Here is a 24,062-nt window from a genome sequence, read left to right as displayed (position 1 = left end):
TTTATCTGTTATAACTCTTCCCCTCTCGTTTCGATCACACGTTTATACCAATGAAACGAAAGTTTCTTCTTACGTTTTAAGTTATCATTATGATCGACAAAAATAAAGCCATATTGCTTTTTATATCCATTTAACCAACTTAAAAGATCAATCACTGACCATGCATAATAACCTTTTAAGTTAATTCCCTCTTCAATTGCACGCTTCATTACTTTTAAATGCGCTTCAATAAATTTAATTCTCGGAACATCTACAATTTCTCCGTCAATGATCGGATCTTCATCACCAAGTCCATTTTCCGTTACATACATCTTTATGTCACCGTAACGCGCTTTCAACATATGCAATCCCTCTAAGAAACCTTCGGGAGATATTTCCCATCCCCATTTTGTATATGTTTTATCATCCATTTTAACTGTTCGATAAAAACCATCAAAAGAAGAGTTACCTGGAGCAAGCGTTGAGTTTTCTCGAGAATGTTCCTCACTCTTTATATCCATATCGTATCTTTCTACTCGTATTGGTTGATAATAATTCAAGCCAATAAAATCATTTTCTTCTGCATTTTGTTTAATGATTTCTAATTCTTCAACCGTCCAATTAGGAGTCCATCCTTTTTCCTTTAATTGTTGTACAACATAAGACGGATACTCGCCTTTTAAAATTGGATCATAATACCAATACGTTTCATATTCATTCGCATGATTTGCTGCTTGTATATTTTCTTTTTGATCATCCACACTATAAGCTGGTAAGAAAACATGTGTAATCCCAATTTCACCATATTGTTTCAGCTGCTTGTACACCGCAACTGTTTTCGCGTGTGCATAAAATACATAATGAGTAGCTTGAAAATACTTTGGAACATCATTTTGTATTCCTGGTGGATGTGCACCTTTTAAATAACCTAATCCACAAAACATTACGGTCTCATTAAAAGTAATCCAATGCTTAACTCTGTCACCAAATACCTTAAAACAAGTTTCTGCATATTTTACGAAAGCCTCTGCTGTTCTTTTATTCGTCCATCCACCATCTTTTTCTAACGGTAATGGTAAATCCCAATGATATAAAGTGACAAACGGCACAATCCCGTATTTTAAACATTCATCAATTAAGTTGTTATAAAATTCAATCCCTTTTTCATTTACCTTTCCATCTCCAGTCGGCAATATTCTCGCCCAAGAAATAGAAAAACGATACGATTCTAATCCCATCTCAGCCATTAAGCGAACATCTTCCTTATATCGATGATAATGATCAACAGCTACATCACCATTTGTTCCATTGTATGTTTTGCCAGGAATTTTTGAAAACTCGTCCCAATTCGTAACACCTTTTCCATCTTCATTCCATGCACCTTCTACTTGATAAGAAGCTGAAGCAGCTCCGAATAAAAAATCATGTGGAAACTTCATAGTATATACCTCCATTTCATTACAACAAATCAAATTCAATCATACATATAAAATTTATAGGTACAAATTTTATATGTATGATTATATCTTATGTTTTTATTTTTTTCTATTATAAAAGTACAATTTATATTGTTGGTTATTGGAAAAGAAAAAGAAGCGATATATTTTATCGCTTCTTACTCTCATCATCTTTATTCTTTTATTAATGACTTATTCGCTCTTATAACTTCTTGATACAATAATGGTGACCACTTTTCATTTATGTAGTCTTGAATTACCCAGCCCACTCTCAAAGGATTCTTTTGTTTTATATAGTTTGCAATTTCAGGATTTATATAAGAGGCATAGTAATATGGACTATTCCATGCTGTACCACCAGAAGACAAGCTTGTAAAATTAATATATAGATGATTTAAATCCTCGCTATTGTTCATCGTTTCATCCATCGTATCTTTAATAGATTTTACTTTCTCATCATAGCTCACTTTATATTTATCTTGTACTGTTACATTTGCATTTTGGTTTACAGTTGTGGTAAACGTCTCATTATCTGGCCAATAAAAATTATTATATCCTCCAGGTTCATTACTACCACTATATCTTTTTAGTAGTACAATTTTCCCACGAGCATCTCCAAGCTTTATATTTCCTTCTGTTTTTAAAAAAATAGGATCAACAAAATATTTTTTTTCAAACGTGCTACTAAATGAATCTTCTGCCCCTTTCATATCCTCATACTCTTTTTTTAAAGACATAATAATTGTTTCACTCGGGTTATCTTTTAAAAATTGTTTCGCTTCATTTATGAATTCATGCAGTGTTACGTAAAGATATAATGGCCCATGATGAAGAACTATCGTATTATCATCTGTTAAACGTCCTCTTATATCAAAAATGCGAGCTCCATGGTCCATTTGATAGCGAAAATCATATTCTTGCGTCATTCCCCATACTTGCTTAATCGGATTTTGCAACTTGAACGTCCCACTATCGTGTGTTCCTGGAATTGAAATTCGTGCTAACGGGATATTATCAGGTATAGGTTGCATCCATTTTGACAAATTTTCAAGCTCATTAACAGAGCTAGCTGCAACTACTCTCTTATCATGTAAAGCAAATACAAATGTGATAAATATTGTACTACATATGAATAATTTCAAAATTAACTTCTTATTGCTCATTATTATCCCTCTCTCTTTCTGTTTTTATATCAAACTTATTGAATATAATATAAGCTAGCTCAGAAAAAATAAATAACATTTCATCAATATGAAATATTGCATAGAAGTAAAGTTAAAAAATCATTCACATATACTAAATTAGAAAAATTTAAAGGAACTTCATCTGAAGTTCCTTTTACTTATTTTATGTTCAATACGTATGAACCATTTTTATTCTCATATTTATAGACGTATAAATAATATTTACCTGGCTTTGCATTATAAGTTCCTTTAACTACATTGCCTTCATTTTCACCATATGCTACATAGTTATTTAAATCTGATTCATGATGAAGTACCCATGTCATTCCAATATTTTGTTCATTTAGTAGAGAAATATTAATATTTTCCGGCGAATCAATTTGGAAAGTAAATACATCTACTCTATCACTATTATGTAGCGTTCCTTTCACCGGTGTATGAAAGTTAACTTTATTTGCCTGTCTAGGCTCATTATTTGGTTCATTTTCTGTTACTTGTAATTCATTCCCACCGTTTGGTTTTCTTTGTTCATAGCCTAAGTTTGCTAGTATAGACTTCAAATCTGGTAAAACACCAATTTTATCTGCATATGGATCTTTAGATTTTGTTCCTGTGCTCTGGTTACTTAATATTGCTCTTAGTTCACTTGGTCTATATGGTTGTCCTAAATTTTCTTTAGCAATGCTTTGTACTAAAGTCGCTGCCCCAGCAATAATTGGTGAAGCACTAGATGTTCCGCTAAAGCTTGAAGTATAAAGATTTACAGCACTTCTACTTTGCTCGGCTGTAGTTGTATCTACATTTTCTCCCCATCCGTACACATCAATACGGCTTCCATAATTCGAAAACCACATACGTTCATGAGGGAAAGATGAAGAGCCAGCTCCTACCATAATTGCACCCGAATCTTTAAAATCTTTACTATTACGATTTAAGACTTGCTTACCTTTTCTATCTTTGAACTGGTCTAAATCATTCCACCCATTTGCTCCGGCCTCTATAATTACAATCCCTTTATCTGTACCAGCACGAATTGCATCAAAGATATCTGGTTGTACTTCAACAGGTAAATATTTATCACCATATCCATCGAAAGATGCTTGTGCCTCTAACAATAAAACATCCCCAGCTTCTAACTGATTTACAGCGCTTAATATTGCATCAGCCGTATTATACTGTCCATTATCTCTTATTTGAGAGATAACCTTTGCTTTCGCTTTTGGCGCAATCCCAATATTCCCAACTTCATTGTCCTCAGAGGATACAATTCCTAGTACAGACGTCCCATGACCGACATGCTGATCTATATTTCTTCCAGACATTAACTCAATTTTTTGATGTAATAAATCCTCATGATTTAATAACCATCCGTATTCCATATCAACAAAAGTGATACCATTTCCATTACCGCCTTGAATTCCCCAGGCGAAAGGCGCATTAATACCGTATGGGGCCGCTTCAAGATAACCTTGTTTTTTAAATCTAGGATTGTTACTAGGATTAAGAGCTACACTTGATGATTGCACTTCAGGTGGCATTATTTTCTCTTGTTTCTTCATATATGCATCTTCTATTAAAGAAGATGCCTTTAACTTATCTACTATTTCTTCTTCATACCCACTATTTTGATTTTGAAGAATATAGTAGTTTAATAAACTTGTAGATACATGATTAGGTGCTTTCACTTCAAGGTTTTGTATTTGTTCCGGGCTTACAGATGTGAATAAACGAGTAAATGTTACATCTGGATATTCTGTCAAAAGATCTTTTATTACTTTATCATTCGTTTGAGATTGTATTTGTTTTTCAATACCATCTTCATATGGCAAATCCAAATCCGCTTTAAATTTTACAATGATTTGCTTATCTGTTTCTTGTTCTATCCCTGATTTAATCTGCTGTTCTATAGAATCAGCATGTACACTATTGATAGTACCCCCTGTTCCTAAAAGTGTTGTAATGATTACAGTTGACGCACACATTTTTTGAAATATTTCCATTGCATTAATCCTCCTATTAATAATTAATCATTATATTAACCTATAATGATTTCGTTTCTATAACGTATTCCCTTTCTACTAAATAGATTATAGTAATCAGAAATATGAACTTCAATGTATTTTCATATGCAATATTTCATATTCGGACTCTACACTACACGAATATGAAACTTATAGTGATTATTTATTTTATATGTGCTAATATACTTACATTAATATATTACGCATATATACATTTCAAACTACATTACTTAATAGTTTCACCTTAATTTTTTCTTAGGAGGATTTACAATGAAATTACTAAAACTAAAACATATAATCCCTTTATCTGCAGCTGCAATTACATTCGTATGTAGTCAAAGTACAGCTGAAGCTTCTACCATTCATACAGTAAAAAAGAACGATACACTTTGGGGCATTAGTAAACAATACGGAGTTTCAATACAATCCATTAAACAGGCTAATAATAAAGGAAACGATCAAACCTTTATTGGCGAACAGTTACATATTCCAGGGTCCGTGAAATCAAATGAAATCACTGTTCCTCAAAACGCCAAGCCTGCGAACATTTCTGGACAAATTATTTATCAAGTACAACCGGGAGATTCATTAGAAACGATAGCAAGGCGTTACAATGTCACTGTCCAATCTATAAAACAAATTAACAATACAGTCGGAAACAAGCTTTATACAGGACAACATTTAAAAATCAACTCAAGTATTTCACAAAAAGAAAAAGACTTAATGGCACGCTTAGTTACCGCTGAAGCAGGTGGCGAATCCTATAAAGGAAAAGTAGCAGTAGCGAAAGTTATACTAAATCGTGTAAATGCAAAAGGTTTTCCAAATACAATAACAGGCGTTATTTATGAACCTATTAAATACGGATATGCATTTACTCCTGTTACAGATGGAAGAATTAATCAGCCTGCAAGCGCAGAAGCAAAAATGGCTGTAGAAGAGGCTATCTCCACAAATGGAGTACATTCTGACTGGCTTTATTTCTACAATCCAAAAACATCAACAGACAAGTGGATTACGACACGTCAGACAGTAGCAGTAATTGGTAATCATGTGTTTGCTAAATAAGATTTAAAATCATTAACAGACCTCTTCACTTAAAAGGTCTGTTTTTTTTCTATGTAAGATGTTATTAATCATATGACATAGTTATTTTTTAAACTATTTCTTCTTTCAAATAAAAATTTTTGTATTTACTCCGCCACTCGTAGAAATTAATAAAGCATCAAGTTCAAAAACTCCCACTTTATTAATAAAAGCTATTTCTTAACTTTATAAAATTGTTATACACTAGAAAAATAAAAAACAAACTATTCGTTAGCAGGTGGAAGAATATGTATGATGTTACAATTATCGGCGCTGGAGTAAGTAGCATTTTTATGGCTTATTCACTAGCTAAAAGTAACAAAAAAGTTTTAATTCTTGATAAAGGTAAAGCGCTAGAAGATCGCCATTGTCCTTTAGACGAAGGAAAAGTGTGTAATTGTACTACATGTGATAAATATTTCGGGTTTGGTGGTTTAGGAAAATCTGAAGGGAAATTTAATTATACAAACGGATTTGGCGGAGAACTTGAGAAAAAAGTCGGTAAAGAGGGTTTTATACAACTCATGGCTGAAGTAGATGAAATTCTATGTCAGTTTGGTGGAAGTTCGGTTTCAAAATATTCTACTGAAAATTCAAGTCTCACTAAGAGAGCTGAAGCGTGTGGTTTACAAATGCTAACAACAGAAGTAAGACATCTTGGTACTACACTTTCCAGTAACATTTTTCAGCAGCTCTATGAATTTTTACTGACGAAAATAAAGATCCAATTTCATATAGATGTACAACATATTCTGAAACAGGAAGATCATTTTACAATAGAGACAAATCAAGGAACAGTTCAAACTAAGCAACTTGTATTTGCAACTGGGCGCTCTGGGGCCGATTGGTTAAAAGAAATATGCAGTTCCCTAAATATTTCTCAGGAGCAAACACGTGTAGATTTAGGAATTAGAGTAGAAATGAAAGAACATCAATTACGTTCTATATTAAAAGATACTTTTGAAACAAAACTTTCTTATCAAGGTGAGCATTTCACAGCAACTACTTACTGTATGAATCCACAAGGCCGCATCATTCGAAAGTACGAAGAAGGTTTAGTTATGCCTGACGGTCAAAATTTTCGGGAACAAGGAACTGGCACTTCTAACTTAAATTTCACTTTATTTATTCCTCGCTATTTTCCAACTCTCAAAGAAGCAAATGCATACGCAAGTTCAATTATTGAAGGTATTAACCAAGGACGAGATCGGATTGTTATACAGCGCTTAGAGGACTTACTAAAGAAACAACCTACGGTGGAAAACAGCATGGAGCATAATCGTATACAGCCTACACTACAGGGGGATTATGGAGATTTGAATCAAGAAATTCCTCAATCATATATTGAAGGGCTAAAAGAATTTTTATTACGCTTAGAACAATTTATACAGGAGCCTATCGATCAACATACTTTACTATATGGAATTGATGGAAAGTTCTATGCTCCTACGATAAAAATTAATAATCATTTTGAAACTAGTATACATGGGCTATTTTTAATTGGAGATTGTTCAGGCGTTACGCATTCATTATCTCAAGCAGCTGCAAGTGGTCTGTATGTTGGAAAGTACTTATCTGACATTTAATTTCTATCATTAAAATATCAGTCAAATATTTTCAATTTCAAAACACTTTACTTATATATAGTAAAAGTATATTAATAAGACCCCTATCCTTCCCTGCTAATGATTAACCGACAAAAAATCGGGATTTTACAAAATACATATGTAATATAACTGTATATTTAAAACGATTGGCATTCAATTCTAATAAATTGAATGTCAACAGTTTTAAAAGTCTCTATCCATTTTCACTTTTATTTGTTCGATATTTTGTAACATCATCATAGTGTTTAATATGGTAGGATGTCTATAAGTCAATTTCACTACAACTATGACTTTTTCTGCCTGTTTCTCAAAAAAGAGTTATATTTATGCTACTACGCTTTAAAAATCCCCATTGTATATATATGAATACTTCAAATTATTCCCTTTAGAAAACAAAGTCTAAATGGTTCATTACAGTCTAATAGTTATAAAAACATAATATGTAACTTTAGTTAAATAAATTATATAAAGAAGGTGTAAAAATGAAGAACAAAATAAATTTACAAATGCAAAATATAAGTTTTGTTATAATAATGGCTTTAGCAGTATGGTTAAAAACATATCTTATTACGCGATTCAGTTTTGATTTAAAAATCGAGTCTTCAACGCAAGAGCTCATTTTGTTTATTAGCCCTCTAGCCGCATCATTAGCATTTGTTGGATTAGCATTATTTGCAACTGGTGAAAAGCGAAATTATATAGCGCTCTGTATTAATTTCTTATTAACAATCGTGCTTGTTGGAAATGTAATGTTCTATGATTTTTATAGTGATTTCGTTACATTACCAGTACTTGGACAAACCTCAAACTTTGGCCAATTAGGCGGCAGTATTATAGAAATATTAAACTACAAAATTATACTCGCATTCGTAGACATTGTTTTCTTCTTTATTTTATTAAAAAAGAAATCATTGGTCTTTAAAACAGAACGTGTAACTCATTCTACGCGCTTGTTATATTTTCTTTTAACGATTGGTGTATTCTTTGCGAATCTACATCTTGCAGAAAAAGAGCGCCCTGAATTATTAACAAGATCATTCGACCGAGTCATGCTTGTCAAAAATTTAGGCTTATATACTCACCAAGTATATGACTTAACACTGCAAGTAAAAGCTGGGTCACAAAAAGCACTTGCTGATAGTAGTAAATTACAAGAAACTGAAAACTACGTAAAAGCAAATCACAGCGAGCCAAACCCTAATATGTTTGGTGCAGCGAAAGGAAAAAACGTAATTGTCGTCACTCTTGAATCCTTGCAGACCTTCTTAATAGGCGCATCAGTGAACGGGCAAGAAGTTACACCATTCCTAAATGAATTCATAAATGAAAGTTATTACTTTGATAACTTTTTCCATCAAACTGGTCAAGGGAAAACATCCGATTCAGAATTTCTAATCGATACGTCGTTGTATCCATTAAATCGAGGAGCTGTATTCTTCACACACGGTAACAATGATTATACTGCAACTCCAGAAATTTTACGTCAGCAAGGTTATTTCACTTCTGTATTCCATGCGAATAACGCAACATTTTGGAATCGTAATATCATGTACTCTGCTCTTGGTTATGATCGTTACTATAATGAGCTTGATTACAAAATTACACCAGAAACAAATTTAAATTGGGGATTAAAAGATATCGAATACTTTGATCAATCAGTAGATATATTAAAAACTGTTAATCAACCATTCTATGCTCGTTTCCTTACTTTAACAAACCATTATCCATTTACGTATGATGAAGATACAAAATTCATTGAACCATACAACTCTGGTAATGGCGTATTTGATCGTTACATCGTAACAGCACGTTACTTAGACGAATCCATTAAAAAATTTATTGAACGTCTAAAGGCCGAGGGGCTTTACGATAATTCTATTATTGTGTTATACGGTGATCATTATGGAATTTCCGAAAAACATAATCGTGCAATGGCACAGTTTTTAGAAAAAGATCAAATAACAGAATTTGATACTTTAAATTTACAACGTACACCTTTATATATTCATATTCCTGGACAAACAGAAGGTCAAACTATTTCAAAGCCTACGGGACAAATCGATATGAAACCTACGATTCTAAATTTATTAGGTGTTGATTCTACGAATGATATCCGTTTTGGCCATGATATGTTTTCAGATGAATATACTGGCTTTGTTGTTTTACGTGATGGTAGCTTCGTTACAGATAAGTATGCATACAAAAACAACACTTTCTACGACCGTATAACAGGTGAAATTGTAGATTTACCAAAAAAAGAAGCTCAAGCCCTCATTAAACGTGCACAAAATGAATTACGAATGTCTGACAAAATTATTGAAGGCGATTTATTACGTTTCTCAGAAAGCAATAAAATTAAAACTGGCGAAGTACAAACTAAAATTAAAGAAACAGAAAAATAATCTATATGAAAAAGGAGCAACTTATTACAGTTGCTCCCTTTTACTTTTATTCTACACTTGTTTCTAAAGCTACATCTGTATAGGTATTATCATCACCTATATTTAAAATTACTTCACATTGACGCAATCTCAATTCAAAGAGCATGATAGAATCATGATAAACTTCAGGATTTGATTTCATTTTATGTAACATCTCTTGTTTTTCTTGTATTTCTAATTGCGTATTTTCTACAGCTTGCTTTAAGGAGTTAAATGGATTCCTAAAGAATATATGAATATCCCTCTCTTGTGTGTTTTCAAACAGCTCAAATTGCAAGAAAAATTTCTTCATAATAGAAGCCGTTACTTCAGTATAATCTTCATTTTCTACATACTGTTTATATTTGTTATATAGCATAGATTTATTTTTAGGAAGAACTCCAAATAATTTACCGGCACTTTTTAGTAAAAATTGTGCTGGCGTAAATCGACGTAAAATATTTACTTCATCCATTTGTATTCTAGTCGTCATCCTGTCAGTATCTCTGCGCCAGTCATCAAGCACTTTAAAGTCACATTCTAACTGTATTTTATTTTCTCCAAATAGTGAATTAAGCCCTTCACTAAGTTCTTCTAAATACGTTTGACTTTGAAGAAGCTCATTATTAGAAGTTGCAATCCAATTTTGCATAGAAAGAGCAAGATTAGGTAATACAGTTTGTTCTAAATATTTATGCACTCTTTCATTCATTGCTTTATTTAGTTCCGTATCCATGTGCCCGAAATCACTTTCTTCACTAATTAAATTAGAACAGCTCTTTAATATCTTCGGAATATTTTCGGTAAGATCATTTGTAATTTCAGTCTTCATTGAACGATATGATTGTGTAATGAAATGAATTTTTTCCCTTTCAAATGCAGTAAGGTTATTAATGCTACCGTTTAGTTTCACTAGCATATCTTCATTCCAATTAATAGCATCCACCAGGTTATTTTCTTTCTCAACACGTTTCTCCAAAAGATATGTAATTGTTTTTCGAATGAAAAATAATAACTTTTCAGTACGTTCTGCATCGATATTTTTATGATTAAAGTTAAAATGAATAAACTCGATTAAACCATTTAATTGTTGACTACTTGTATATAACGAGGAATAAGGGAAAATTCTCGCATACGGAAAATATGTATTTATTCTCGTTGCCGTATCATGTAATACCCTTTTCACTTCTGCTTCACTGTAAATGTTATCGATTTTATTTAATAAGAAATGAATTTGTAAATTTGGCGTATGTTCTTGAATACTTAATAGAATGTCACGTTCTTTATCAGTAAAAGGTGAATCCGCATTCAATACGAACAGTAATTCGTCTACAGAATTTAAATATTCGAATATCTCATCTCTAGTGTCGTTATTTCTATTAAAGCCAGGTGTCACTACAAATGTAAGTTTATTTTCATTTAAAAATCTGCATGGTAATTTAAATTCAACACACGCTCTATCTCTATATGTTTGATGGTGCTGAGACATCATATTATGGTAATCAGTAATATCTTCCGTTGTTGTAATTGCTGAGTCTGTTATAGCGTTTATTTCTATATGAGCATCATTTTTTAAAACTACTACATTTGAAATTGATTTTTCTAATATATTTTCTCCTAATATAGAGTTAATAAATGTAGTTTTTCCGTTCCCTGAAGTTCCCGTTACTAAAATACGATTTGTTCTTAAATCTGCGAGCTCGTCAACTAACCATTTAAATCGGTGACCTATTTCTATATTCTGCTTTTGTGCCCACTGTGTAATAGATTCAAAAAGGTGTAAGCTGTACTCTAAGCCATTTACATGATTAATAGAATGTGACAGTAAGTTTTCCGCATGTTCTATATTTGCTGAATCTATTTTGGAAGGGAAAATCTCATCCCATGCCAATACAGCTGCAGATGGAAATACAGCATAAGATGGATTGACTACCTTTAACCAGTTTGCTAACAGATTTGGTATGATATCGTCTAATTGTCTAAGCGTATATTGACCTTGAATTAATGTAAAGTACGTTTCTTCGTAAAGAGCAGAAACTTTGTTCCATATATCGGACGAATGTATTTCAATATGTAAGAAAAATTCATTTATTGTATTAAGCCATAATAAATAATTTGGTTCATCTTTATAACTGTTCCAAAGTGATGAAACCATTTGTGTAAATTGTACTTGATCTACATTATTTAATGTAGCTAATGCATCATAAAAATAGTCTGGTGAAATATGTTTAGTAAACCCTTTATCGATATATCCTTTTAACACCTCAAACCACGGATACGACTCTATTCGAATTAACTCATTCACAGCAAGCTCTACTGCACTATCAAAATCTTGCTGTTCCTCATAAAAGGAACGGGCAATTTTTGTGACGTTCGGATAATCAGGATTTAAAGAAACTGCTTCTTTAATAACACCGAAAGCTGAATCAAAATTATTTTGCTCAATGTAAAGAGAAAGTAGTTGTAATCTAATTTCGGTCATCAATATTTTATTATCAGTAGTAATGGAAGTATAAATATTTTCAGCATATGGTAATTGATTAAGTTCGAAATAAGCATCCGCAATATTTTTTTGTGCCCATGGTGCTAATTCATTACTAACCTTCTCCCATTTAAAAATAGCTGCTTCAAAATCTTGATGACGATAATAAAATTCACCTTGTGCAAAACGAATATAAGACCCATCAGAAATCTCATTTCGTTCTTCGTTTACATAAGCTTGTCCAAGTACGTCAAGAATTGACTTTGTTTCATTCTCCATTAGGAATGTTTCATAATACACCTTTTTTATTAATTGTTTTTCTAATCTCATCTTTTCCCCCACTATATCTTGAAAATACATTTTTAAGATATGTCAATGCTTTTTGTATGTATGCTTTTTATCTTAACAAAGAATATCTTTTGGAAAATTTCATTTTCCTTTCATTTTTCAAGTTAGATTGAATTTTTATGAGAAAAGTTTCAGTTTTTTTTCAATTCCCTTTCAGTTATGAAACAGCATTAAATGTTCCTAATAACCTAATAACACTATAATATTCCACATTATATTATCAGGAAAACCCCATATAAACCATATTATAAAAACAATCTATAATGAATTTATATGCGCAATTCACTGTGCTGTCAAACAAAAAACAACAATAGGAGCCAACATCTATTCATACCATTTCTTTCTCAAATTGTTTTCCTTTAAAATGTTTCAGTAGTTATGTAATTAAATTCCATTAACCTATATAAATAACTAGTCCAAAAAATATCTATATGCATATCATGTTATAGTAAAGAATTTAGGAGATCCTAAAAGGAGGCATTTTCATGTTTGAAGATAAATCTAAAATAAATTACCCATATGAATTTACTGAAACTACAACAGTTCCTCTAAAGAACCCCATTGACAAAAAATTCAAGAACGGCACAGGTACACATAACTTCCCAATTAAGAAGCACTATAAAGAGCAAGTTCTATACACTGAAAAAATTAATAATAATAAAAATAAGTAATTGTATAGATCCTTATGACAATTGGCTAAATAAGAAGCAACATTTGGCCATGCATAGTTATTTAGTTAGTAATGATACAATTCATGCACCTTTTAAAAAGTGCTGTATACAGCGCTTTTTTATACATAGATAAATTTAAGTTAACGCAACCAAGAAATACACTACAAAATTACTCCACCATATTCTCGTTTACAATTAAATCTACATATGAAAAGGGAGCAACAGTAAATGTTGCTCCCTTTTCATATGTAATCTATTCACTCTACATAACCCTCTTAAACATCTTCTCCAACTCATAAGTAGAATGATGCACAAGAATTGGTCTTCCGTGCGGGCATGTGTACGGGTTTGTTGTTGTACGTAGTTCTTCCAGTAAAGCAAATATTTGATCGTTCGTTAAATATTGATTCGCTTTAATGGATGCTTTACAGCTCATCATGATGGCTGCTTCTTCACGTAACTTTTTAATATCAACTTTTTTTAGTTTAACAACTTGCTCCATCATTTCATCGATGATTTCTGTTTCTTGTCCTTTCGGGAACCATGTTGGATGCGAGCGGACGATAAAGGATTGATGGCCGAATTGTTCTAAAAATAGCCCGACTTTTTTTAGTTCTTCTAACTGCTCTTCGACACGTAAAAATTCAGTAAGAGATAGATCAATACGGTACGGTACAAGTAACTCTTGTACTTCTTGCGCTACTCTTCCTACTTTATCACGGAAGTATTCATAATTAATACGTTCCTGCGCGGCATGCTGGTCAATCATATATAATCCTTTATCATTTTGAGCGAAAATATATGTTCCATGCATTTGTCCAATTGGATAAAGCGGTGGTAAGTCATTCCCGTTCATCTCAATCTCTTTTATTTCCCGAACTTCTTCTTCTAATTCCTCTAGTTCAAAGTCCTCTTCATTACTGTCCCACGATTTCTCTTCTTGAATTGGCTCTTCGATTATCGGTTTAGTGGATGGTTGCCAACTTTGTTCTTCTCTCACGAGCGACTGTGGTGGTTGCCATTCTTGCTTCGGTGGTTGCCAAAGCTGCGCAGGCTGTTTCACAGCCTGCGGTTCTTCTTGTTTTGCATCCATGCCAGTCGGTAAAACGATGTCCGGCATAGATGGTTCTTTCGGCTTCGCATGCTCAAACTGGAACTGTTCTTGCACACTTTCGTCTTTTTCTTTTTTCTTCGTTGTTACACCTGCATCTGGAATAAGCTGTATTTTTTTAAATGCAGCTTGCAATGTTTCTTCGATCAGCTTTAGCAATTCTTGTTCTTTACTAAAACGAACTTCTAATTTCGCTGGATGTACGTTAACGTCAACTAGCATTGGATCCATTTCAATCGATAAGAAACCAATTGGATACCGGCCAACTGGCAGTAATGTATGGTATCCTTGCTGAATTGCTTTCATTAATACAAAGTTTCGAACGTAACGACCATTTACAATCGTTGACATATAATTACGAGATGCTCTCGTTACTTCTGGTAATGTTACATAGCCTTTAATTGTAAAGTCTAAAGATTCTGCTTCAATTGGAACAAGCTTCTTCGCAACTTGAATACTGTAAATCGATGCAAGTACTTGTCTTACATCACCGTTACCTGACGTATGAAGCAATTTCTTTTCATTATGAAATAGTTTTAACGATACCTCTGGATGTGACATTGCAATACGATACACGATATCTGTAATATTTCCGAGCTCTGTATGAATGGTTTTCATATATTTAAGACGTGCTGGTGTATTAAAGAATAAGTTTTGTACTGTAATATCTGTTCCTTTTCGGCTCGCAGTCTTCTCTTGCTTTATAATGTCTCCACCTTTAATAATAAGGTGTGTACCAGGCGCATCACCTGTGCTAGTAATTAACTCTAATTCACTAACTGAGGCAATACTTGGCAATGCCTCACCGCGGAAACCGAGTGTTCTTATGCGGAACAGATCGTTTTCATCTTTAATTTTACTCGTTGCATGGCGTTCAAAAGCGACGATACAGTCTTCTTCTGCAATACCATCACCATTATCAATGATACGAATTTTCGATAACCCAGCTTCTTCTAAGTGGATTTCAATAGATGTACTATTCGCATCGATAGAATTTTCCACAAGTTCTTTTACGACTGAAGCAGGGCGCTCTACTACTTCCCCTGCCGCAATTAAGTTAGAGAGTTGGTCATCGAGTTTGCGAATTTTCCCCATCTACTTACTCATCCTTTCTTTAACTTTTTCTGTAAGCGATACAATTCGTTCATCGCTTCTAAAGGTGTCATATCAAGTAAATCGATTTTTTTAATTTGCGCCAGTACTGCCGTTTCTTTTTGATCTAGCAGAGGCTTTTCTTGTTTCTTCGAAGACTGTTCTCCTCCAAAGAAAGATAGTTGCGATTCTTCTTCAGTCTCTACTTTCGTTTCCTGTATTTCTGCTATTTCTTCTTTTACAACTACAGGTTCTGGAGCAGCTTCTTTTACTTTCACTTCTACTCGCTTTGGAATAATAATTTCTTCCTGTCCTTCTAGCTGTGCTAACACTTCTTTCGCACGAGCGATTAAGCTATCTGGAAGCTCCGCAAGTTGCGCAACGTGAATTCCGTAACTTTTATCAGCTGCTCCATCTTGAATTTTATGAAGGAATACTACTTTTCCATTCTCTTCAATTGCTGAAACGTGTACATTTTTCAGTTGATCTAAACTCTCTTCTAACACCGTCAATTCGTGATAATGCGTAGAGAATAACGTTTTTGCACCAATTTGGTCATGAATATGTTCAATAATCGCTTGTGCAAGTGCCATACCATCATACGTAGATGTACCGCGTCCAATTTCATCGAATAAAATTAAACTTCTTTCTGATGCGTTTGCAATTGCATTTTTCGCTTCTAACATTTCGACCATAAATGTACTTTGACCTGAAATTAAATCATCCGCTGCACCAATTCTCGTAAAGATTTGGTCAAATACAGGTAATACTGCTTCTGTTGCTGGTACGAAACAACCGATTTGCGACATAACCGTTACAAGTGCTAATTGTCTCATATACGTACTTTTACCAGACATGTTCGGCCCTGTAATTAAAAAGACATCCATATTCTCTGGCATAATACAATCATTCGGTACATACAATTTCCCGTTCAATACTTTTTCAACAACAGGATGACGACCATCTTTAATAAAGATTTCGCGCTTCGTTGTCAGTACAGGTTTTACAAACTGTTCTTCTTCACTAACTGTCGCAAAACTTTGCAGTACGTCTAATTCACTAATTACTTTCGCTAAATGTTGTAATTTCGGAATAAATACTTTTACTTCTTCACGAAGTGCTGTAAATAAATCGTATTCTAGCTGTACAATTTTTTCTTCAGCTTCTAAGATTAACGTTTCTTTTTCTTTCAGTTCATCTGTAATGAAACGTTCAGCATTAGCAAGCGTCTGTTTACGCTCATAGCGACCTTCTGGAAGTGCTGCAAGATTCGCTTTCGTTACTTCAATGTAGTAACCGAAAATACGGTTGTATCCGATTTTTAACGATTTAATTCCGGTAATATCACGTTCTCTTTTTTCAAGCTCAGCAATCCACGTTTTCCCGTTTTTACTAACGTAACGATATTGATCAAGCTTGTCATTATAACCATCTTTAATAATATCTCCATCTTTAATCGAAAGCGGTGGGTTTTCTTGAATACTTCTTCCTAGTAATTCTGTTAAGCTTTCACATGGATCTGCACCTTGAATTAATCTCGATGCATAAGCGTTATCTAACAAACTAATTGCTTCTAAAATAGCTGGTACTTGAAGCAATGAACGTCTTAATTGTAATAAGTCTCTTGCATTTACGTTACCAAATGCAACTTTTCCTGCTAAGCGTTCTAAATCATATACTTCTTTTAACTTTTCCTTTAAATCTTCACGTAAGAAGTAATCATTTACAAACGTTTCAACCATTTCTAAACGCTCTTCAATTCTTTCTTTTTGTATAAGTGGACGTTCCATCCACTGTTTTAACATACGACCACCCATAGCTGTTTTCGTCTTGTCCAATAACCATAATAGTGATCCTGTTTTTTCTTTCGTTCGAAGTGTTTCTGTCAGTTCTAAATTTCGCTTTGAATGTACATCAATTTTCATAAATTGATTCGTATAATAAATTTCTACTGGTTGCAAATGATCTAAAGAACGTTTTTGCGTTCTTATTACATAGTTAAATAAACGTCCAACTGCTTTAATTAATTTTGCTTGTGAAACATTTTTCACAAGATGTTCTAATCCTTCCGGAATTGCCGTTGCATCTTCATACGAAATCGTCATTTTCAATGTTTCAGTTAACTTGTTTAGTTCATCTTTAGAAAATGAAGAATCAACAACAATTTCTTTCGAACCAGTTGCATACACTTCTAATAAAATATCTTCTACTGAACCAGTCAATAACGTTACTGTATTTTGTCCAGTCGTTAAGTCGTTACAAGCTAATGCATATGATCCATCTTCAAAATGTGTTAATGCGGCTAAGAAGTTATTTTCTTTCTCATCAATTGTACGCCCTTCCATCATCGTTCCTGGCGTAATTAATTGTACTACTTCACGACGTACTACACCTTTAGCTGTTTTCGGATCTTCTACTTGCTCACAAACAGCTACTTTATATCCTTTTTCAACAAGTTGTTCAATATAGTTTTTAGCCGCATGATACGGTACACCGCACATTGGTATACGTTCACTACTACCGCCATCTCGGCTCGTTAATGTAATTTCAAGTTCATGAGCTGCTTTTACAGCATCCTCAAAGAACATTTCATAAAAATCGCCTAAGCGAAAAAATAAAAAGGCATCTTGATAATCTGCCTTAACCTTTAAATATTGCTGTATCATAGGCGTATATTGAGTCATACTTTTCCTCCATAATTCTTACATGATAATCTATTTTCATATATGTCGCATTTCACGGACACTCTTATCTCCTATTTCAGGAGTCTTTCTTCATTATAACATATTTCATAAAGAATCATGTTCATTCAGCCCCACTTATGTAAAGTAAAAAGCTAGGAAGAACTTCTCCCTAGCTTTCTATTACTCTTCTTCTGCATCAACTATAAAGTTCGGATCTAATTCTTCAAATTCATCATCAGCAATTTGGAAATCATCATCTGATTCTACGCAGCCTTCAGGATTTACACTTACACAAATTTTCGTTTCTCCAACTACTTCTGTTACAAATTCACGTTCTACAGTTACAACAATTTTATTACCATTTGGTGATACAAGTGCTTCTAAACAATTTGGCGGCTGAATAACACGAGCAATAATTTCTAAATCGTCACCAGAAAAGTTTTTATCACGATAACCAATACTTACTTCGTCCGTGTAGTTCACACGTTCTGTTACAACTTCAGTCTTTGTATTTCCATCAAATGAATACCAAGTGTTCACATCATAGAAACCTTCAATTTCCACATGTTTTCCATTCTTTCTTGCTTCGTACGAGTGGTTAATTACCCAGCACCCTAAAATACTTGTTGGCTCATTATTCGATTCACATGTATGCGTTGACTTTGTATACTTACGTCCTTTTCCAACCACTGCTTTTGTAATAATCTCTCTAAATTCGGACATTCGTAACCCTCCTCAATCACTATTCACTTAATCATATGCGTGACAATAGCGGAATGTGTCATTCTTTTTTTGAGAAGAACTTACGTTTAATCCACAAAAAAAAAAGAGATGTCAATATGACATCTCTTTAACAACCACAATTTCCTTTTTTACTTTCTACCGCTGCGCCAGTTTCACCCTTTAGTACATCGCCACCAGTTGAAATTAATATTTCATCTGTTACGTTGTTAGAAATTGTACTAGCAACTAACTGTAATAAGTCATTTACGTATTTTTGTGAAGATTTAAATTGTTGTACGACTGGAATACTGTCTAACTTATCTTGCAATGCATCAATTTCAGCTTCTACCTTTTTTAAAGCTTCCCATTTCCCGTAATGTTGCAAGTTTACTGCTTGTTTTTGCAGTGCTTTAATTTCATCGATTGCGCGCTTTACATTTTCATTTTTATGAATTTGCGCCTCTGCTTTCTTAAAAAAATCAACTTCTTCTGTTTCAGAAATCATTTTTGCTAATTCTTTCGCTTGTTCAACAATGTCATCTTTCGAATATACTTTCATCTATTATTTCACCTCAATCGGCTCTTCAACTAATTCCCCGTTAAGAGACCAAGTTTTTGCTTCCGTTATTTTCACTTTCACAAGCTGACCAATTAAAGATTTTGAAGCGACGAAGTTTACAAGTTTATTCGTACGAGTATAACCTGCAAGTACTTCCGGATTATTTTTACTTTCCCCATCAACTAACACTTCTACAATTTGACCTTTGTAACGACTATTCTTTTCAATTGCCAACGTATTTACTAGTGTATTTAAGCGCTGAAGACGTTCTTTCTTTACTTGCATCGGTACATTATCTTTCATTTTTGCAGCTGGTGTACCTTCGCGAGGAGAATAAATGAATGTAAAGGCAGTATCAAACCCTACTTCACGATATAACGACATCGTTTCTTCAAATTGCTCATCTGTTTCATTTGGAAAACCAACGATAATATCTGTTGTTAATACTACATCTGGAATTGCTTCTTTAATTTTTCTTACAAGTTCTAAATAATGCTCACGCGAATATTTACGTGCCATAATTTTCAGCATATCTGTACTTCCAGATTGAACTGGTAAATGGATATGTTCTACTAGGTTGCCACCTTTTCCAAGCACTTCAATTAAGTGATCATCGAAATCACGTGGATGGCTCGTTGTAAAACGAATACGGGCAATATCAACTTTACGAAGTTCGTCCATTAAATCGCCAAGACCGTATTCTATATCTTCAAAGTCTTTACCATATGCATTTACGTTTTGTCCAAGTAAAGTAATTTCTTTATAACCATTTGCAGCTAAATGACGAATCTCTTGGATAATATCTTCTGGACGTCTACTTCGCTCTTTTCCGCGTGTATACGGTACAATACAATACGTACAGAATTTATCACAGCCATACATAATATTTACCCACGCTTTAATATCACCACGACGTACTTTCGGAAGGTTTTCAATTACGTCACCTTCTTTTGACCAAACTTCAACTACCGTCTCTTTCGAGAACATCGCATCTTTTAGAATATACGGTAGTCTATGAATATTATGTGTTCCAAATACCATATCTACATGCTGATTTTTTTGCATAATTTTATTTACAACAGATTCCTCTTGAGACATACAACCACATACACCAATTAAAAGGTCTGGATTTCTTCGTTTGAGTGACTTTAAATGGCCTAGCTCACCAAACACCTTATTTTCAGCATTTTCACGAATTGCACAAGTGTTTAATAAAACTACATCTGCATCCTCAGTTGAAAAAGTTGGTTCATATCCAAGTGCTGTGAAAATACCTGCCATTACTTCCGTATCATGCTCATTCATTTGACAACCATATGTACGAATATAGAACTTTCTTCCTGTACCAAAATTGCGAAACTCTTCAGGTAAGCCAAAATCCCGTTCAATTTTAACTTCTTCTTTCCCACGCTTTTTCGCATCCTTTAAGGAAGGTGGTTGATATACACTTTCAAAGTATTTACTATAATCTTTCTCTTCTTTTTTCGTAGAGGAATTTGCTTGTTGACTTGCTAATCGTTGTTGCTCGTTCATCGGTAATCTCCTTTCACCCTTAACTATACACACTCTATAGTCCATTTTAATGCGCTTAGACTCACCTCAAAAATGGTTAGATAGCTGGAGAGATAACTTGTCCTTTGAAACTTGAGTAATCAATCTAATCATTCATAAGAATGAAGTCTTCCCCACGCAAATAGACATTCCCTTTTTATCATTTCTTGTTGTCCTACCCAAAAGCATATTGCTTTATCCCTATAAACATTACCATAGTATGACGTGTTTCGCCAATCTTAACAATACAAAGGCCTTTTATTACCTTACATTTCATAAGCAATGAACTTGCCATTTTCATACAACGATTTATATATTATTTTATCATTCTGAATTTTCTAAGTAAATAAGGCTACCCTATATTTTTGTACATAAAAAAAGGTTGCCAAATCGGCAACCTTTTTTTCTTACATTACATAAATTCAGCAACAAGCTCATCAAACATTTTCTGATCCATATTTAAATCAGATTTCACTAAAGGCTCTTCACTATAGCCTTTAACAAGTTCTTGATATGATGGTTGCTTAGTATTTTGATAAATTAACCCTGTTACTAAACCGTTATTTTCCATTAAAGTTTGCATAGCCATCATGCGATTAGATGGATCATATCCCTCTACTGTGCTTAGTTTCGTTAAGTTCTCTTTAAACCAATCGTAAGTATTTACTTTATTGTAAGTAACACATGGGCTAAATACGTTAATTAATGAAAATCCTTTATGGTTAATACCAGCTTCAATAATTTGTGTTAATTCTTTTAAATCACTCGAAAAGCTTTGCGCCACAAATGTCGCACCAGCTGTTAAGGCCATTTCCATTACATTTAGTGATGGTTCAATTGAACCTTGTGGTGTGCTTTTCGTTTTAAATCCAGCTTCACTACGTGGTGAAGTTTGCCCTTTTGTTAATCCATAAATTTGGTTATCCATTACGATGTACGTAATGTCGATATTACGACGAATAGAATGGATTGTATGTCCCATACCAATCGCAAATCCATCACCGTCACCACCTGAAGCGATAACTGTTAAATCACGATTTGCCATTTTCACACCTTGTGCAATCGGAAGGGCACGACCATGAATACTATGCACACCATATGAATTAATATAACCTGAAATACGGCCTGAACAGCCGATACCAGAAATAACAGCAAGTTCATCTGGATTTAGGCCAACGTTAGCTGCCGCACGTTGAATTGCAGCTTGCACTGAGAAGTCTCCGCAACCTGGGCACCAGTTTGGCTTTACACTGTTACGAAAGTCCTTAAATGTTGCCATTTAATACAACCCCTTTTTTGCATTCGTTGTAAATCTCTTTCGGCAAGAATGGGTTTCCATCATATTTTAAAAGACTAGAAATTTTCTCACCATTACCAAGATTCATTTTCATAATGTTAGCAAGCTGACCTGTTGCATTGTTTTCTACTACTACAACACGCTTCGCCTTTTTCACAAGTGGATCGATTTCAGCTGTTGGGAACGGGTGAATTAAACGCACATGGGCATGGTTTACTTTCATACCCTCTTGTTCTAAACGCGTCATTGCCTCTTCGATCGCACCACGAGTTGAGTTAAATCCAACAAGCAATACGTCTGCTTCTTCATGCTTAACATTTTTATAAACAGGGGTATTAAACTTCAAGTTCTCCATTTTACGAAAACGTTTGTCCATTTGATCTTTACGGTTTATTGCTGATTCCGATGGTTTTCCAGTTTCATCATGTTCTACACCTGTAACATGGTGAACACCATTTTTCATACCAGGTAAAACACGTGGTGAAACGCCGTCTTCTGTTACTTCATAACGCTTGAAGTATGCTTTATTTTCACGTTCTGGTAATTCTGCTTCTAAATCAAGCTTACCACGACGAATTTCCACTTTATCTAATTTAAGTGGTTCTACTGTTTGTTTTCCTAACGAAAGCTGTAAATCTGTTAAGAAAATAACAGGAACTTGATATTCTTCAGATAAGTTAAATGCTTCTACAATGTCATAGAAAGCTTCTTCAACTGTACTTGGCGCCATTACGATTTTTGGAATTTCACCATGCGTACCGTAAATCATCGCCATTAAGTCAGACTGTTCTTGTTTCGTTGGTAATCCTGTACTTGGGCCGCCACGTTGTGTATCAACAATTACTAATGGGGTTTCTGTAATACCTGCTAAACCGATTGCTTCCATCATTAATGAAAGACCAGGACCAGCAGATGCCGTTAATGTACGAACACCGGCATAGTTTGCACCGATTGCCATTGTACAAGCTGCGATTTCATCCTCAGTTTGGATTACTGTTCCGCCGACTTTCGGTAATTTTTTAATTAAGTATTCCATAATTTCTGATGCAGGTGTGATTGGGTATGCTGACATAAAACGAGCACCACCAGCTACCGCACCAAATGCGATTGCATCGTTTCCAATCATAAACATGCGTTTTTTACCATCAGCTTTTTCAAGCTGCATCATGTTTACTTTCTCACCTAGTAATTCTTTCATATATTGAGAGCCGCGTTTAATTGCGTCCATATTCTTTTGAACGACTTGCTCTCCTTTACGACCAAAGATTTCTTCAACAACATCTAAATAAGCTGTTTCATCTAATCCTAATACTGCACTTGATGCTCCAACAGCAACCATGTTTTTCATTAATGATGTGCCTAATTCTGAAGCAATATCTGTAAACGGTATCACATATAGATTTACATCTGTATTGTCAGGTATTGTTGGATTAAATTTCGCATCCGCAACTACAATTCCACCTGGACGTAGTTCGTGGAAATTAAAATCAATTGTTTCTTGGTCAAAAGCAATTAAAATATCTAAATCATCTGAGATCGCTCGTACTTCTGTTGTACTTACACGAATTTTATTATTTGTATGGCCGCCTTTTATACGTGATGAGAAGTGGCGGTAACCGTATAGGTAATATCCTAATCGGTTTAATGCAATACAGAAGATTTCTCCTGTACTTTCAATTCCTTCACCTTGTTGGCCTCCAACTTTCCATGAAAGTTGACTAATCATCTCCTACACCCCTTTTGGCTGCATTCATTGTAGTGTATTTTTTTACAGTAATAGTTTAGCATTT

General features: G+C 33.9%; 15 protein-coding genes. 4 read left to right on the top strand and 11 right to left on the bottom strand.

Going from position 1 to position 24,062, the window contains the following annotated elements; genetic code table 11:
• Positions 1-8: 8 nt before the first annotated feature.
• The 3 genes from ES895_RS05200 to ES895_RS05190 form a co-directional block, all read right to left on the bottom strand.
• Complete coding sequence (locus tag ES895_RS05200; RefSeq protein WP_097814056.1) at positions 9-1,418, bottom strand: glycoside hydrolase family 1 protein; 1,410 nt, start codon at positions 1,416-1,418, stop codon at positions 9-11.
• A gap of 191 nt (positions 1,419-1,609) precedes the next feature.
• The gene (gene plcA / locus ES895_RS05195; RefSeq protein WP_000066292.1) at positions 1,610-2,599 is read right to left on the bottom strand and encodes a phosphatidylinositol diacylglycerol-lyase; all 990 of its coding nucleotides are present in this window, start codon (positions 2,597-2,599) and stop codon (positions 1,610-1,612) included.
• 179 nt (positions 2,600-2,778) lie between these two features.
• Entirely contained in the window at positions 2,779-4,620 is a 1,842-nt protein-coding gene (locus ES895_RS05190) for a S8 family peptidase (RefSeq protein WP_000402321.1), read from the bottom strand.
• Positions 4,621-4,911: 291 nt separating this feature from the next.
• Between ES895_RS05190 and ES895_RS05185 the strand changes: the two genes are divergently transcribed.
• The 3 genes from ES895_RS05185 (at position 4,912) to ES895_RS05170 (ending at position 9,736) form a co-directional block, all read left to right on the top strand.
• On the top strand, positions 4,912-5,709 hold the full coding sequence (locus ES895_RS05185; RefSeq protein WP_000771174.1) for a cell wall hydrolase: 798 nt from the start codon (positions 4,912-4,914) through the stop codon (positions 5,707-5,709).
• A 266-nt stretch (positions 5,710-5,975) separates the two neighbouring features.
• Positions 5,976-7,313, top strand: coding sequence for an NAD(P)/FAD-dependent oxidoreductase (locus ES895_RS05180; RefSeq protein WP_000272401.1), 1,338 nt, complete (start codon positions 5,976-5,978; stop codon positions 7,311-7,313).
• Positions 7,314-7,816: 503 nt separating this feature from the next.
• Positions 7,817-9,736 carry an LTA synthase family protein gene (locus ES895_RS05170; protein WP_135238178.1) on the top strand — a complete coding sequence of 640 codons (1,920 nt, stop codon included), beginning with the start codon at positions 7,817-7,819 and terminating at the stop codon, positions 9,734-9,736.
• Positions 9,737-9,782: 46 nt separating this feature from the next.
• On the opposite strand, the gene ES895_RS05165 is transcribed toward ES895_RS05170, so the two are convergent.
• On the bottom strand, positions 9,783-12,566 hold the full coding sequence (locus ES895_RS05165; RefSeq protein WP_061654843.1) for a dynamin family protein: 2,784 nt from the start codon (positions 12,564-12,566) through the stop codon (positions 9,783-9,785).
• 503 nt (positions 12,567-13,069) lie between these two features.
• Between ES895_RS05165 and ES895_RS05160 the strand changes: the two genes are divergently transcribed.
• Positions 13,070-13,255, top strand: coding sequence for a hypothetical protein (locus ES895_RS05160; protein ID WP_000461138.1), 186 nt, complete (start codon positions 13,070-13,072; stop codon positions 13,253-13,255).
• A 262-nt stretch (positions 13,256-13,517) separates the two neighbouring features.
• Here ES895_RS05160 and mutL read toward each other — a convergent pair whose 3' ends face one another.
• The 7 genes from mutL to ES895_RS05125 form a co-directional block, all read right to left on the bottom strand.
• The gene (gene mutL, locus ES895_RS05155; protein WP_000516463.1) at positions 13,518-15,461 is read right to left on the bottom strand and encodes a DNA mismatch repair endonuclease MutL; all 1,944 of its coding nucleotides are present in this window, start codon (positions 15,459-15,461) and stop codon (positions 13,518-13,520) included.
• Positions 15,462-15,469: 8 nt separating this feature from the next.
• Complete coding sequence (gene mutS, locus ES895_RS05150; protein WP_000196025.1) at positions 15,470-18,142, bottom strand: DNA mismatch repair protein MutS; 2,673 nt, start codon at positions 18,140-18,142, stop codon at positions 15,470-15,472.
• 180 nt (positions 18,143-18,322) lie between these two features.
• A complete protein-coding gene (cotE, locus tag ES895_RS05145) occupies positions 18,323-18,865 on the bottom strand; it encodes an outer spore coat protein CotE (RefSeq protein WP_001288799.1) in 543 nt (180 codons plus the stop codon).
• A gap of 127 nt (positions 18,866-18,992) precedes the next feature.
• A complete protein-coding gene (locus ES895_RS05140; RefSeq protein WP_135238177.1) occupies positions 18,993-19,424 on the bottom strand; it encodes a YlbF/YmcA family competence regulator in 432 nt (143 codons plus the stop codon).
• Between the two features lie 3 nt (positions 19,425-19,427).
• Positions 19,428-20,957, bottom strand: a complete 1,530-nt coding sequence (miaB, locus tag ES895_RS05135; protein ID WP_001005389.1) for a tRNA (N6-isopentenyl adenosine(37)-C2)-methylthiotransferase MiaB — start codon at positions 20,955-20,957, stop codon at positions 19,428-19,430.
• Between the two features lie 430 nt (positions 20,958-21,387).
• Positions 21,388-22,254, bottom strand: coding sequence for a 2-oxoacid:ferredoxin oxidoreductase subunit beta (locus ES895_RS05130; RefSeq protein WP_000190155.1), 867 nt, complete (start codon positions 22,252-22,254; stop codon positions 21,388-21,390).
• Positions 22,241-23,998: a 2-oxoacid:acceptor oxidoreductase subunit alpha gene (locus ES895_RS05125; RefSeq protein WP_000625417.1), complete on the bottom strand. Its 1,758-nt coding sequence runs from the start codon at positions 23,996-23,998 to the stop codon at positions 22,241-22,243. Before ES895_RS05125 ends, ES895_RS05130 begins: the two co-directional genes overlap by 14 nt.
• Positions 23,999-24,062 lie beyond the last annotated feature (64 nt).

Source organism: Bacillus sp. 007/AIA-02/001, from assembly GCF_004634455.1.
Taxonomy (GTDB): domain Bacteria; phylum Bacillota; class Bacilli; order Bacillales; family Bacillaceae_G; genus Bacillus_A; species Bacillus_A cereus.
The sequence above is the reverse complement of the archived record's forward strand: the minus strand, read 5'-3'. Positions and strand labels throughout refer to the sequence as shown.

What these genes read in the sequence shown, in the direction of transcription:
- cotE (WP_001288799.1), bottom strand. Translation starts at nt 18,865, where the DNA reads ATGTCCGAATTTAGAGAGATTATTACAAAAGCAGTGGTTGGAAAAGGA.
- ES895_RS05160 (WP_000461138.1), top strand. Translation starts at nt 13,070, where the DNA reads ATGTTTGAAGATAAATCTAAAATAAATTACCCATATGAATTTACTGAA.
- ES895_RS05125 (WP_000625417.1), bottom strand. Translation starts at nt 23,998, where the DNA reads ATGATTAGTCAACTTTCATGGAAAGTTGGAGGCCAACAAGGTGAAGGA.
- ES895_RS05130 (WP_000190155.1), bottom strand. Translation starts at nt 22,254, where the DNA reads ATGGCAACATTTAAGGACTTTCGTAACAGTGTAAAGCCAAACTGGTGC.
- ES895_RS05170 (WP_135238178.1), top strand. Translation starts at nt 7,817, where the DNA reads ATGAAGAACAAAATAAATTTACAAATGCAAAATATAAGTTTTGTTATA.
- mutL (WP_000516463.1), bottom strand. Translation starts at nt 15,461, where the DNA reads ATGGGGAAAATTCGCAAACTCGATGACCAACTCTCTAACTTAATTGCG.
- mutS (WP_000196025.1), bottom strand. Translation starts at nt 18,142, where the DNA reads ATGACTCAATATACGCCTATGATACAGCAATATTTAAAGGTTAAGGCA.
- ES895_RS05165 (WP_061654843.1), bottom strand. Translation starts at nt 12,566, where the DNA reads ATGAGATTAGAAAAACAATTAATAAAAAAGGTGTATTATGAAACATTC.
- ES895_RS05180 (WP_000272401.1), top strand. Translation starts at nt 5,976, where the DNA reads ATGTATGATGTTACAATTATCGGCGCTGGAGTAAGTAGCATTTTTATG.
- ES895_RS05190 (WP_000402321.1), bottom strand. Translation starts at nt 4,620, where the DNA reads ATGGAAATATTTCAAAAAATGTGTGCGTCAACTGTAATCATTACAACA.
- miaB (WP_001005389.1), bottom strand. Translation starts at nt 20,957, where the DNA reads ATGAACGAGCAACAACGATTAGCAAGTCAACAAGCAAATTCCTCTACG.
- ES895_RS05200 (WP_097814056.1), bottom strand. Translation starts at nt 1,418, where the DNA reads ATGAAGTTTCCACATGATTTTTTATTCGGAGCTGCTTCAGCTTCTTAT.
- plcA (WP_000066292.1), bottom strand. Translation starts at nt 2,599, where the DNA reads ATGAGCAATAAGAAGTTAATTTTGAAATTATTCATATGTAGTACAATA.
- ES895_RS05140 (WP_135238177.1), bottom strand. Translation starts at nt 19,424, where the DNA reads ATGAAAGTATATTCGAAAGATGACATTGTTGAACAAGCGAAAGAATTA.
- ES895_RS05185 (WP_000771174.1), top strand. Translation starts at nt 4,912, where the DNA reads ATGAAATTACTAAAACTAAAACATATAATCCCTTTATCTGCAGCTGCA.